Raw genomic sequence first — 12,657 nt, 5'->3', positions numbered from 1 at the left:
ATTGTTCTTTAACAATTTGGAAAGCTGATAGTAATTAATGCAGCAAAGTCTGTTGCTGTGTTAATACAAAAAATTGAGTTCTTAAAACACTTTTTAAGTGTCTTGAATATTCAAGTCTAAGGCGAGTCCATCTTCTTGGTCGAAGATGAGACAAGTAAAACCAGCTGGTCGCAACGACCTAGGTGAGTGAAACTCATTTGGGTTGTATGGTTAAGCGACTAAGCGTATACGGTGGATGCCTTGGCAGTCAGAGGCGATGAAGGACGTAGTAACTTGCGAAAAGCGTTGGCGAGCTAGTAACAAGCATTTGAGCTAACGATGTCCGAATGGGGGAACCCAGCAGCATAAGCTGTTATCACTACATGAATACATAGTGTAGTGAGGCGAACGAGGGGAACTGAAACATCTAAGTACCCTTAGGAAAAGAAATCAACCGAGATTCCCCTAGTAGCGGCGAGCGAACGGGGATTAGCCCTTAAGTCAGAGGGGTGTTAGTGGAATGGTCTGGAAAGTCCAGCGGCACAGGGTGATAGCCCCGTACACGAAAACTAACCTTTGATGAAATCGAGTAAGGCGGGACACGTGATATCCTGTTTGAATATGGGGGGACCATCCTCCAAGGCTAAATACTCCTGACTGACCGATAGTGAACCAGTACCGTGAGGGAAAGGCGAAAAGAACCCCTGTGAGGGGAGTGAAATAGAACCTGAAACCGTATACGTACAAGCAGTGGGAGCGGTTCTTGAGACCGTGACTGCGTACCTTTTGTATAATGGGTCAGCGACTTACGTTTTGTAGCGAGGTTAAGCGAATAGCGGAGCCGTAGGGAAACCGAGTGTTAACTGCGCGTTTAGTTGCAAGGCGTAGACCCGAAACCCGGTGATCTAGCCATGGGCAGGTTGAAGGTTGAGTAACATCAACTGGAGGACCGAACCGACTAATGTTGAAAAATTAGCGGATGACTTGTGGCTGGGGGTGAAAGGCCAATCAAACCGGGAGATATCTGGTTCTCCTCGAAAGCTATTTAGGTAGCGCCTCGGACGAACACCTTTGGGGGTAGAGCACTGTTAAGGCTAGGGGGTCATCCCGACTTACCAACCCTTTGCAAACTCCGAATACCAAAGAGTGCTATCCGGGAGACAGACGGCGGGTGCTAACGTCCGTCGTCAAAAGGGAAACAACCCAGACCGTCAGCTAAGGTCCCAAAGTGTATGTTAAGTGGGAAACGATGTGGGAAGGCTTAGACAGCTAGGATGTTGGCTTAGAAGCAGCCATCATTTAAAGAAAGCGTAATAGCTCACTAGTCGAGTCGGCCTGCGCGGAAGATGTAACGGGGCTAAACATACCACCGAAGCTACGGGTGCAATCCATTAGGGTTGCGCGGTAGAGGAGCGTTCTGTAAGCCGTTGAAGGTGAAGGGGTAACCCACGCTGGAGGTATCAGAAGTGCGAATGCTGACATGAGTAACGATAAAGGGGGTGAAAAACCCCCTCGCCGAAAGACCAAGGGTTCCTGTCCAACGTTAATCGGGGCAGGGTGAGTCGACCCCTAAGGCGAGGCCGAAAGGCGTAGTCGATGGGAAACAGATTAATATTTCTGTACTTCCGCTAACTGCGATGGAGAGACGGAGAAGGCTAGGCTAGCGCGGCGTTGGTAGTCCGCGTTTAAGGTGGTAGGTGGGTGACTTAGGCAAATCCGGGTCACTATACACTGAGAGCTGATGACGAGGTCCTACGGGACTGAAGTAGTTGATGCCATGCTTCCAGGAAAATCTTCTAAGCTTCAGGTTAGCGGGAATCGTACCCCAAACCGACACAGGTGGTCGGGTAGAGAATACCAAGGCGCTTGAGAGAACTCGGCTGAAGGAACTAGGCAAAATGGTACCGTAACTTCGGGAGAAGGTACGCTGCTGTTGGTGATGGGACTTGCTCCCTAAGCTGACGGCAGTCGCAGATACCAGGTGGCTGCAACTGTTTATCAAAAACACAGCACTGTGCAAAATCGCAAGATGACGTATACGGTGTGACGCCTGCCCGGTGCCGGAAGGTTAATTGATTGGGTTATCGCAAGAGAAGCTCATGATCGAAGCCCCGGTAAACGGCGGCCGTAACTATAACGGTCCTAAGGTAGCGAAATTCCTTGTCGGGTAAGTTCCGACCTGCACGAATGGCGTAATGATGGCCACGCTGTCTCCAGCCGAGACTCAGTGAAGTTGAAATTGCGGTGAAGATGCCGTATACCCGCGGCTAGACGGAAAGACCCCGTGAACCTTTACTATAGCTTGGCACTGAACATTGACCCTACATGTGTAGGATAGGTGGGAGACTTTGAAGCGGGAACGCTAGTTCTCGTGGAGTCGTCCTTGAAATACCACCCTTGTAGTGTTGATGTTCTAACTCTGGCCCCTTATCGGGGTTGAGGACAGTGCCTGGTGGGTAGTTTGACTGGGGCGGTCTCCTCCCAAAGAGTAACGGAGGAGCACGAAGGTTGGCTAAGTACGGTCGGACATCGTACGGTTAGTGCAATGGCATAAGCCAGCTTAACTGCGAGACAGACACGTCGAGCAGGTACGAAAGTAGGTCATAGTGATCCGGTGGTTCTGAATGGAAGGGCCATCGCTCAACGGATAAAAGGTACTCCGGGGATAACAGGCTGATACCGCCCAAGAGTTCATATCGACGGCGGTGTTTGGCACCTCGATGTCGGCTCATCACATCCTGGGGCTGAAGTCGGTCCCAAGGGTATGGCTGTTCGCCATTTAAAGTGGTACGCGAGCTGGGTTCAGAACGTCGTGAGACAGTTCGGTCCCTATCTGCCGTGGGCGTTGGATGATTGAGGGGAGTTGCTCCTAGTACGAGAGGACCGGAGTGAACGAACCGCTGGTGTTCGGGTTGTCATGCCAATGGCATTGCCCGGTAGCTATGTTCGGAATCGATAACCGCTGAAAGCATCTAAGCGGGAAGCGAGCCCCAAGATGAGTCATCCCTTGGACTTTAAGTCCACTAAAGAGCCGTTCGAGACTAGGACGTTGATAGGTCAGGTGTGTAAGCGTTGTGAGGCGTTGAGCTAACTGATACTAATGACTCGAGAGGCTTAACCATACAACCCAGATGGGTTTTACTAAGCGTGCTTAGATAGAATACAAACACTTAAGAAGTGACTCAAAACAGCTTTCCGAATTTAACTGGAATAAAAATTTATCAACTACATCCATGTAGTTGACCCTAACGGGCCGCGCTAAAGCGCGTTAAAAATTGTTCCAGACAATTTTTTGCTTGGTGACAATAGCATTGTGGTCCCACCTGATCCCATCCCGAACTCAGAAGTGAAACGCAATCGCGCCGATGGTAGTGTGGGGTCTCCCCATGTGAGAGTAGGTCATCGCCAAGCGCCTAATTATCTCTATGAGATGTAACGAAGCCAGCTGAATAAGCTGGCTTTTTTGCATTTGTGTTTTAGTAAATTATTCCTATTTATTTCCCCTTTATTTCCACTTTCTATCTCTATTTCAGTCTTATCGGAGCTTGAAAATTTCTGTGTGTTGACTATGAATCTAGGCCAAAAAAAGAGCAACCTAGGCTGCTCTTAAATGTTCTTTTACGATTTGATAAAGTGGGTTATTTCGCTTCTTTAAGCCACTGAGCTGCACGTTTAGCGAAGTAGGTAAGGATGCCATCGGCACCAGCGCGTTTAAAGCACAGCAGAGATTCCATCACGATGGCCTTTTCGGCTAACCAATCGTTTTGAATGGCTGCCATATGCATGGCGTATTCGCCACTGACTTGGTAGGCGAAGGTGGGGACGGCTAATTCGGTTTTAACGCGGTGCACGATGTCCAGATACGGCATACCCGGTTTTACCATCACCATATCGGCGCCTTCTTGGATATCTAACGCGACTTCATGCAGTGCCTCATCACTGTTGGCAGGATCCATTTGATAGCTGTGCTTGTTGCCCCCTTTTAGGTTGCCTGCAGAGCCAACCGCATCGCGAAACGGTCCATAGTAATTAGATGAGTATTTGGCTGAATAGGCCATGATCTGCGTGTTTACATGACCAGCGGCTTCTAGCGCTTCACGAATTGCACCGATGCGGCCATCCATCATATCTGATGGTGCGACAATGTCTGCGCCCGCTTCGGCGTGGGACAGTGCTTGTTTGACCAAAATCTCGGTAGTGATGTCATTGAGGATATAGCCAGTATCATCGATGATGCCGTCTTGACCATGGGTGGTGAAAGGATCTAAGGCAACGTCGGTCATCACGCCTAGTTGTGGGAAGGCTTTTTTGAGTTCACGTACTGCGCGTTGCACTAATGCGTCTGGGTTATAGGCTTCTTCGGCCATCAGGGTTTTCTTTTCCGCGGGTGTTACTGGGAATAGTGCAATCAGAGGAATGCCTAATTCGACTAATTCCGCGGCTTCTTTTAGCAGTAGATCGATTGAGTAGCGTTCGATACCTGGCATTGAGGCGACTTTTTCAGTGCGGTTAGTGCCTTCTAACACAAACATGGGGTAGATAAGGTCATTTACCGTGAGGGCATTTTCGGCCATCAGGCGACGGCTGAAATCATGTTTACGCATGCGGCGCATTCTACGCTGAGGAAAAGCACTGGTAATGATATTCACATTAGACTCCTAAGTAGGTTCTGTTTGTGCTGGCGCATACCCTTTGACTTGGTTGCGTCCGCTATTTTTGGCCTGATAGAGCGCCTTATCAGCTTGCTCTAATAATTCGATACAGTGTTGGTCATCACGCATAACGTCGGCGCTGACCCCGACACTCACTGTGAGCGGGATAGTATTACCTTCCCATTCTAGTGCTATTTCAGTTACTGCAACTCTTATGCTTTCAGCAACTTGGATAGCACCATCCGTAGTGGTATTAGGGAGAATAATAGCAAACTCTTCACCACCAAAACGTGATACTAGATCGGTTGGCCGCTTTAAATGTTGCTGTAATGTATTGGCGATGGTGGTTAATGCGAGGTCGCCTGCCAAGTGACCAAAACGATCGTTGATCGATTTGAAGAGATCGATGTCTAGCATCAGTATCGCCATTGGAGTGTCTTGGCGACGACTGATTCGGCTCTCGGCTAATAAGCGTTTATTAAAGGTGCTGCGGTTTTTAACGCCGGTAAGACCGTCGATGGTACTTTGCTCGGTGAGTTTTTGGTTTACGTCATTTAGTTCTCTTAAGGTGATCTCAAGTTCTAAGGTGCGTTCCTGCACCATGCGCTCAAGTCTTTCATTAGTTTGAGCTTCTATCCTGAGTGCTTCTTCACGGGCGCTACGAATTTTTTGAGCTTGCTTAAGTGCCTCCTGCTGGATGCGTTGTTTAGCTTTGCGTTCATCGTTATAGCGGATGGCAAGCACTAAGGACATAAAGAGGATTTCGAAGGTTAAGCCAAACATGACAGGGGTTTGGGCTCTGATGTTGAGGTCAAGGACTCCTAGGTAGAGTGCGCAACTTAAGCAAGCACCAATAAGCATGCTTACCCAACCAACGGTATAGAGTTTTGCTAATTTTTGTCCTTTAAATGCTTGAATAGTAGCAAACAGCATCAGCAGGATGCTTATGACCATGCCAGAGATGATTTCGATATAGAGTGCCATACCATAGTTTAGGAAATTGGCGACAATTCCCATCAGAAGCATATATGCGGCCATGTAGCGACAAAGGACTAACATGCGGCGATTGTAATGTTTGAGTTGTAATATTTTTTCTGTAAACATCACCGCAAATATTGTGGTTAAGGGTAAGAGTAGTGGCACCATCAACTGCTGTAATGCTGGCCAATCTGGCCAGATAAATCGGAAGGCAAAACCATTAATGGTTGCTACCAGAAATGTCATACTGAGAACGTATCCCGAGTAATAGCTATAACTAAAGGAGCCAGATGCCAACGCTATAAACAGGCTGCATATCCCAATCGCTGCTAACACCCCAAGCTGAAAACCATTACTCACGGCGAAAGATTCCGTCATTGGCGATAAGTCATTAGCCGACCATAAATTTAATGATACGGCTGCGCTACCTTCGGTTTGAATGTGCAGAAAGAAATTGTGCTGCTCGTTAGCATTAATCTTAAATGGATATAAAAAGATGGTGCTGAGCAATGGGCGAGCGTTAAAGGGCAGCTTATCTCCTATAGTGATGGTTTCAATCAGTGTGTCATCAATAAAGTGGTAAATGGTAACGCTATCGAGCAGTGGATTATCTAAGGCAAGAATGCGGGAGAGGTTATGGCCATTGCTGGTTAAACTGAAATTTAACCAAAAGTCGTGTCGCTTTAGGTTTTGAATATCGTCATTGGTTAATTTATGCCACTGTTCTTTTGGCACTTTGAGAATATCGTTTATATGGCGTTTGTCATCTTGATGGGTAACGACTAACCAAGGTGTGAGGTTAAGTGGCGTTGGCGTACCGTCATCAATACTCATCATGCCTGCGGTCGCTGAGCCCGAGGCTAATATCAGTATCCAACTGAACAACAAACCGAGGAGTTTAGCCATGGTGTTGGCTCAAGTTGAAAAAGGCTAAGCTATTTTGGTAACACTGAGCCGCAAACTCGTCGGGGGCTTCACCCCGTAAATTGGCAATGTATTGTGCGATATAGGGCAAGTATTCAGGTTTATTTTTACTGGACTTGGGCTTAGGCCTCATACTCCTTGGTAGAAGATAGGGGCTATCGGTTTCTATCAATAGTCTCTCTTTAGGAATAAAAGGGACTAATTCGGCAAGTTCTTGACCGCGCCGCTCATCACACACCCAGCCTGTAATGCCCAAATGTAGCCCCAAATCGATGTAGGCTTCCATTTGTACTTTGCTACCCGTAAAGCAATGTAAAAGAGCGCCCGTTAACTCGGAGCGATATTCACTTAGTATTGCTAAGAAGTCGTCATGGGCATCACGCTCATGCATGAGTACTGGCATCTGAAGCGCAATCGCCAGCTCGAGTTGTTCCCTAAAGGCTTGGCGCTGGATTGGGCGAGGGGAAAAGTCGCGATTATAGTCGAGACCACATTCTCCCACTGCAACTACTTGTGGCATTTTACAAAGCTCGGCTTGAATCGTCACCGAGCCTGAATGCCACTCACTGGCATGGTGCGGGTGAACGCCTGCGGTGCAATAAAGCTTATCTGGGTATTGCTTGCATACGTCAATCGCGTTTGCGCTCTCGACCAAATTACTGCCAATGACAATGAGCGGCGAGACCCCGTGGGTTGCTGCTGCTTGAACGATTTCTTCGATATCAGGTTCGAGGGCGCTGCCGAGTAAGTTAACCGCTATATCTATATAGGTATAGGCTGACATTATTTTAGGCGCGTTACTCTAATCTTGGCGTTGCGGGACTCTGTACCTAAGTAGAATGAGCCTAATACGCCACGTTCAATGTAGACTTTTTCACCAGCTTTTAGGCTGTACTTACGACTTTCGGTTTGTTTCCAAATTTGGCCATTAGTGAAGGTTATCTTGAGCGCGCCATAGGCATCAGCTTTCACGCTTTGCACATCGAGAAAAATCTTATCGGTGAGCTCTTCACGAACCTGCTTGGCTTCCATACCAAAGCTTGCTTCAGCTTGTGCAGTCGAAGGCGCCGGCACAGGTGTTCCCGCTACAGGCAATGTGGCTGGAGCTACCGATGACACGGGGGCTGCTGGTGCAATAGGGGCAATTGGTGCAACAGGAGTAATAGGTTGGGTTGGCGTTACTGCGTTAATCGAATGAATATTCGCTGCCAAAGTGTCGTAACAGGCTAAACGCTGTGGTTCTTTAGTAATTGCCGAACACTGAATGACTTGCTGCTCAATGCTGGCATTCGCCTGCAGTGACACTAGCATCACTGCAGCAATAAGGTGTAAACGCATTCGAATTTTCCTTTTTATTATTATCCGCGAACGCTTAGGTTAGTCGTTCGTTTGTTCCGTATCGTTTTCAGCGTCACTTTCGTCGGGTTTACTGTAAAAACGTGCCGCAAAAAGACCACCTTCAAACAATAACAGCATAGGCACGGCTAGCATAGTCTGAGAAATCACATCGGGTGGTGTGAGTAGCATGCCCACTACAAAGGCGCCAACCACGATATAAGGACGCTTTTTTCTCAAATCTTCTGGGGTGGTAACGCCAGCCCAGCAGAGTAGTACTACCGCTACAGGAATTTCGAAGGATAAGCCAAAGGCAAAAAACAGTTTAAGGATGAAATTCAGATAGCTGCTTATGTCCGTCGCAACTAATACGCCTTCGGGTGCGGTATTGGCAAAAAATCCAAATACGACAGGGAAAACCACGAAGTAAGCAAAAGCGATCCCTAAATAAAACAACATGGTACTGCTAATCAGTAATGGGACAACTAAACGTTTTTCATGCTTGTATAACCCTGGCGCCACAAATGACCAAATTTGATAAAGTACATAGGGCACTGCCACAAAAAAAGACAGAACTAGGGTCAATTTGAATGGTGCGAAGAAAGGCGCTGCAACGTCCGTCGCAATCATACTGCCACCCATAGGCAATGACTGCATCAAGGGTATTGCCATGTAGTGGTAAATGTCATTTGCCCAATAAACACTGCAAATAAATACAAGTAAAACGCTGGCAATGGCTTTGAGCAGCTTGGACCTGAGTTCAAGCAAATGGCTTATAAGTGGCTGCTGTTGCGACATGAATTATCCGTTAGCTTTTGAATTTGAACGGGTGTCCTCACCCTGAGGTGTCACTTCGGTAATAGGTTCTTGAGATGTGTTTGTCGATGAAGCGTCCTTGACTGAAGGTATATCTTCAACCTGATAGGGTCTATTTACAGAATCTGCTGCTTGCTTCAATTGATCGATGGATTGTTGCAGCTCAGGCGACAGATTTTTTAAGCCTTGGCTTTCAGCTTTTTTGAGGTCGGCATGTAGCTGCTCAATCTTAAGCTCTTGCTCAAGCTCTTCTTTTACTGAGTTGGCCATGCGTTTCATTGCGCGGATCCAACCCGATATTGAACGTACTGCAACCGGTAGACGTTCGGGGCCAAGAACCACTAGCCCCAGAACACCGATCAGCAGCAGCTCCATAAAGCCGATACCGTCAAACATAAAAATTACGCCTGTTCTTTTTGAGACTCAGGTTTCTTTTCAGTCGCCTGCTGGGTTGTTTGTGCGGTTTTGTTTACTTCTGTTGTATCTTCTATAGCTTTTTTAGTCTCGTCGGATTCAGAAGACATAGCGTTTTTGAAGCCTTTGACTGCACCACCTAAGTCACCGCCCAATGAGCGCAATTTCTTAGTGCCAAACAATAAGATCACGATTAACGCTATGATAAGAAGTTGCCAAATACTAATGCCACCCATGAAGGTATCCTCTTAATTGATATCGGTTCTATTATGAACCTCTGATTAATTAGTGCTAGCTAAAATTTACGATTCTTTGGCCTAGATCGCCATCCGACAATCCATAACACTGCGCCCGAAATCAGGCAAACGTAAGGGCTCCACAGTGTATCGTTTTGGTTAAACAATAACGTGCCACAGATCAATAAAATGGCAGCGGTAATCAGTAAGTAATTACTTTTATGCGCCTGTTGTTGATATTTAAGGTACATGTCCAGCATTTGTTGCTGGGAACTCAACAGTTTTCTGCCTAATTTGAGATTGTCGTAAATCAGCTCTGGGAATTCGGGTAGCTTATCAGACCAATAGGGAAGTTTGGTAGATACCTTTTTTAACAATGCCTTAGGGCCGACTTGCTCCGCCATCCATTGCTCTAAAAACGGTTTGGCCGTTTGCCATAAATCGAGCTGTGGATACAGTTGGCGTCCTAGACCTTCGATATACAGCAGGGTTTTTTCGAGTAGAACCAGTTGTGGCTGCACCACAATATCGAAGTGTCGCGCGGTGCGGAACAGTTCTAGCAGTACATGGCCGAAGGAGATTTCATCGAGCGGTTTATTAAACATCGGCTCGCAGACCATTTTAATCGCTTGCTCAAAAGCCTGCAGATCGGTTTTCTCCGATACCCAGCCCGATTCGACGTATAGCTGGGCGATGCGGTGATAGTCTCGATTGAAAAACGCGAGGAAGTTTTCCGCCAGATAACGTTTATCCACTTCGCTCAGGGTGCCCATAATGCCGCAGTCTAGGCCAATGTAGTAAGGGTTTTCGGGATGGTCGCGGGAGATAAAAATATTGCCGGGATGCATATCGGCATGGAAAAAGTTATCCCGAAAAACTTGGGTGAAAAATAGCTCAACACCGCGCTCCGCCAATAACTTAAAGTTAGTACCCTGCGCCTTAAGGGCCTCGATATCCGCAACCGGAATACCGTAAATACGCTCCATCACCATCAGACGAGGGTAGCAAAGCTCTTCATACACATAGGGCACGTAGAGTGCATCCGAGTCGATAAAGTTGTTACGTAGCTTCACCGCATTGAGGGTCTCAAGCTTAAGATTGAGTTCACCCAGAATCGTCACTCGATAATCTTCAATCACCTCAGCGGGTCGTAGACGATTGCCATCTCCCAACAGATAATCGATAAGCTTTGCGGTTTGCGACATCAACAGCAGATCGGCTTTGATTTTGACTTCCACATTGGGGCGCAGCACCTTTAGCACGACTTCTTTACCATTGGATTTGAGGGTGGCGGTATGCACTTGGGAAATTGATGCTGAGGCTAATGGGGTTTCATTGAAATTGTCGAACAGCGACTCAATGGGAGCCTTGAGTTCAGCCTCTATCGCTTGGCGCGCCAAGGCGCCATCAAAGGGCGGCACTTTATCCTGCAACATGGCGAGCTCATTCGCCCATTCATCGCTTAACAGGTCACGACGGGTCGATAACATTTGCCCAAGTTTAATATAAACCGGACCGAGCTCCTGCATTGCCAGTTTTAAACGCTCGCCACCGGGTTTGCCTTTGTGCTTATTGCGGATCCAAAACAGGCTATTGCGGGCAAGTTTAAAATACCAAGGGGTCATCTTTGGCGGTAAAACGTCATCTAACCCGTATTGCAACAGGGTTTTGATTACATGGTAGCCGCGGCGGATACTGGCAATGGTCATGGGGCAATTTGGTCTCTTAATTTGGCAATCCGTTGTTCAAGCTTGCAGGTGTCGGCAATTAGCTCGTCTATTTGATCGCGAAAATGCAGAATTTCGATGGGGTGTGGCGCGAGGCGATATTCTTCAACGGCCAATTGGCCTAAGTGGGAGCGCGTCTTACGCAGTACCTCTAAGGCAAAATTTTTCGCCTCAAGTCCACCACTGATGAGTTTATGGGTTGGTCCATCACCGAGATAACGTGATAGCGGCTCGGCAAAATCGAACTCAATGCCACGCAGGTACTGACTAAAGCTTTGCAGTAGATTGAGGTCACCTTCGAGGATCAACTTATCTTGCTTTATCAGTTCGGTGAGGTTGGCGCCTTCGGTCACGCGGTAAAGGGTAGTCGCATCGGCATGCAGGCTGACATCGACATCGCCTTCATAGCGACTCATCACTTGGATTTCTTTAGCGAATATGAGGTAAATTGGCCAGCTCAATTGGGATAATTGAATTTTAAACACTTTACCGTGCAATTGGCGCGCTCGAGCATATTCGTCGCCAGCCTGGGCCTGAAGTTTTTTCAGACCCATTTCAATGGCAGCACAGATGAGTAATACCACTTCTTGGGGCATCATTAGAATTTATAACCGCGATGCAGGGCAACAATACCATCGGTCATGTTGGTGTAATCGACCTGTTCAAAGCCTGCGTCCACCATCATTTGCTTGAGGGTGTCTTGATCTGGGTGCATACGGATAGATTCTGCTAGATACTCGTAGCTGCCCGCATCCTGAGTGATGATGTCACCCATCTTAGGCAGTACTTTAAAGCTATATAAATCATAAACTTTACGCATGATTTCGTGTTGAGGTTTAGAAAATTCTAACACTAATAGCTTACCGCCTGGCTTGAGTACACGTTGCATTGAACGCAGCGCTGCATCTTTGTCGGTCACATTACGCAGACCAAAGGCGATGGTTATGATATCGAAATAGTTGTCTGGGAAGGGCAGTGCTTCGGCGTTGGCCTGTACATAATTGACATTATTCACAATGCCACGATCACGCAGTTTAGTGCGGCCCACTTTTAACATCGAATCGTTAATATCAGCTAATACGACTTCACCCTTATCGCCTACTAAGTGTGAGAATTTAGCAGTTAAGTCACCGGTACCGCCCGCAAGATCGAGTACCTTCATGCCTGGACGAGCGCCAGAGACTTCAATGGTGTAACGTTTCCAATAACGGTGAATACCGAAGGACATAACGTCATTCATGATATCGTATTTGGCCGCGACCGAATGAAATACATCGGCGACTAAATCCGCTTTTTTCTCGGCTTCTACGGTTTTGTAACCAAAGTGGGTATTTTTAGAATCGCCCTCAGACATCAATGTATTCCTATTGTTTTGCAAAGTATTGGTTGCGAGTGTAAGCCATCGCCTACATTTGCTGAATCTTTGATCTATCACTCTGTGATCGAGCTCTGCGATTGAGTGCGCAATTGCTTATCAATCTTTATGCTGCTCTGCACGCTTTAAGTCTTTGAGTTGCTGCCAGACGACCACATAAAACGGACTGGCATTAGACCACAATATCAGGTTTTGGTGAATAGCCTTGCGCCCAGCATGGG

The 12,657-nt window shown here is 47.2% G+C and carries 10 protein-coding genes and 2 rRNA genes; 2 read left to right on the top strand and 10 right to left on the bottom strand.

Annotated elements, in window-relative coordinates; all coding sequences use genetic code 11:
* Nucleotides 1–208 precede the first annotated feature (208 nt).
* Together K0H61_RS15750 and rrf are read left to right on the top strand one after the other, a co-directional pair.
* Nucleotides 209–3,101: ribosomal RNA gene (locus K0H61_RS15750) — 23S ribosomal RNA — on the top strand.
* Between the two features lie 173 nt (nucleotides 3,102–3,274).
* Nucleotides 3,275–3,390 (top strand): 5S ribosomal RNA (rrf, locus tag K0H61_RS15745).
* Nucleotides 3,391–3,617: 227 nt separating this feature from the next.
* Here rrf and hemB read toward each other — a convergent pair.
* From hemB to ubiE, 10 genes are read right to left on the bottom strand one after another with little or no spacing between them, the layout of a single operon-like run.
* The gene (gene hemB / locus K0H61_RS15740) at nucleotides 3,618–4,628 is read right to left on the bottom strand and encodes a porphobilinogen synthase (protein WP_220050421.1); all 1,011 of its coding nucleotides are present in this window, start codon (nucleotides 4,626–4,628) and stop codon (nucleotides 3,618–3,620) included.
* Between the two features lie 9 nt (nucleotides 4,629–4,637).
* Nucleotides 4,638–6,515, bottom strand: a complete 1,878-nt coding sequence (locus K0H61_RS15735; protein ID WP_220050420.1) for a sensor domain-containing diguanylate cyclase — start codon at nucleotides 6,513–6,515, stop codon at nucleotides 4,638–4,640.
* The gene (locus K0H61_RS15730) at nucleotides 6,508–7,317 is read right to left on the bottom strand and encodes a TatD family hydrolase (protein WP_220050419.1); all 810 of its coding nucleotides are present in this window, start codon (nucleotides 7,315–7,317) and stop codon (nucleotides 6,508–6,510) included. Before K0H61_RS15730 ends, K0H61_RS15735 begins: the two co-directional genes overlap by 8 nt.
* Nucleotides 7,317–7,871 (bottom strand): hypothetical protein, encoded by a 555-nt coding sequence (locus tag K0H61_RS15725; protein ID WP_220050418.1) that lies wholly within the window; start codon nucleotides 7,869–7,871, stop codon nucleotides 7,317–7,319. The genes K0H61_RS15730 and K0H61_RS15725 overlap by 1 nt, the downstream gene beginning before the upstream one ends.
* A 39-nt stretch (nucleotides 7,872–7,910) precedes the next feature.
* Nucleotides 7,911–8,666, bottom strand: coding sequence for a twin-arginine translocase subunit TatC (tatC, locus tag K0H61_RS15720; protein WP_220050417.1), 756 nt, complete (start codon nucleotides 8,664–8,666; stop codon nucleotides 7,911–7,913).
* Nucleotides 8,667–8,669: 3 nt separating this feature from the next.
* Nucleotides 8,670–9,080 (bottom strand): Sec-independent protein translocase protein TatB, encoded by a 411-nt coding sequence (gene tatB, locus K0H61_RS15715; protein ID WP_220050416.1) that lies wholly within the window; start codon nucleotides 9,078–9,080, stop codon nucleotides 8,670–8,672.
* 5 nt (nucleotides 9,081–9,085) lie between these two features.
* On the bottom strand, nucleotides 9,086–9,334 hold the full coding sequence (gene tatA / locus K0H61_RS15710) for a Sec-independent protein translocase subunit TatA (protein ID WP_220050415.1): 249 nt from the start codon (nucleotides 9,332–9,334) through the stop codon (nucleotides 9,086–9,088).
* 59 nt (nucleotides 9,335–9,393) lie between these two features.
* A complete protein-coding gene (ubiB, locus tag K0H61_RS15705; protein ID WP_220050414.1) occupies nucleotides 9,394–11,043 on the bottom strand; it encodes a ubiquinone biosynthesis regulatory protein kinase UbiB in 1,650 nt (549 codons plus the stop codon).
* Entirely contained in the window at nucleotides 11,040–11,660 is a 621-nt protein-coding gene (locus K0H61_RS15700; RefSeq protein ID WP_220050413.1) for a ubiquinone biosynthesis accessory factor UbiJ, read from the bottom strand. The genes ubiB and K0H61_RS15700 overlap by 4 nt, the downstream gene beginning before the upstream one ends.
* Nucleotides 11,660–12,415 (bottom strand): bifunctional demethylmenaquinone methyltransferase/2-methoxy-6-polyprenyl-1,4-benzoquinol methylase UbiE, encoded by a 756-nt coding sequence (gene ubiE / locus K0H61_RS15695; RefSeq protein ID WP_220050412.1) that lies wholly within the window; start codon nucleotides 12,413–12,415, stop codon nucleotides 11,660–11,662. Before ubiE ends, K0H61_RS15700 begins: the two co-directional genes overlap by 1 nt.
* Between the last annotated feature and the right edge of the window lie 242 nt (nucleotides 12,416–12,657).

Origin of the sequence: Shewanella acanthi (assembly GCF_019457475.1) — a bacterium.
GTDB lineage: Bacteria > Pseudomonadota > Gammaproteobacteria > Enterobacterales > Shewanellaceae > Shewanella > Shewanella acanthi.
This window is presented reverse-complemented; position numbering and strand designations above follow the sequence as displayed.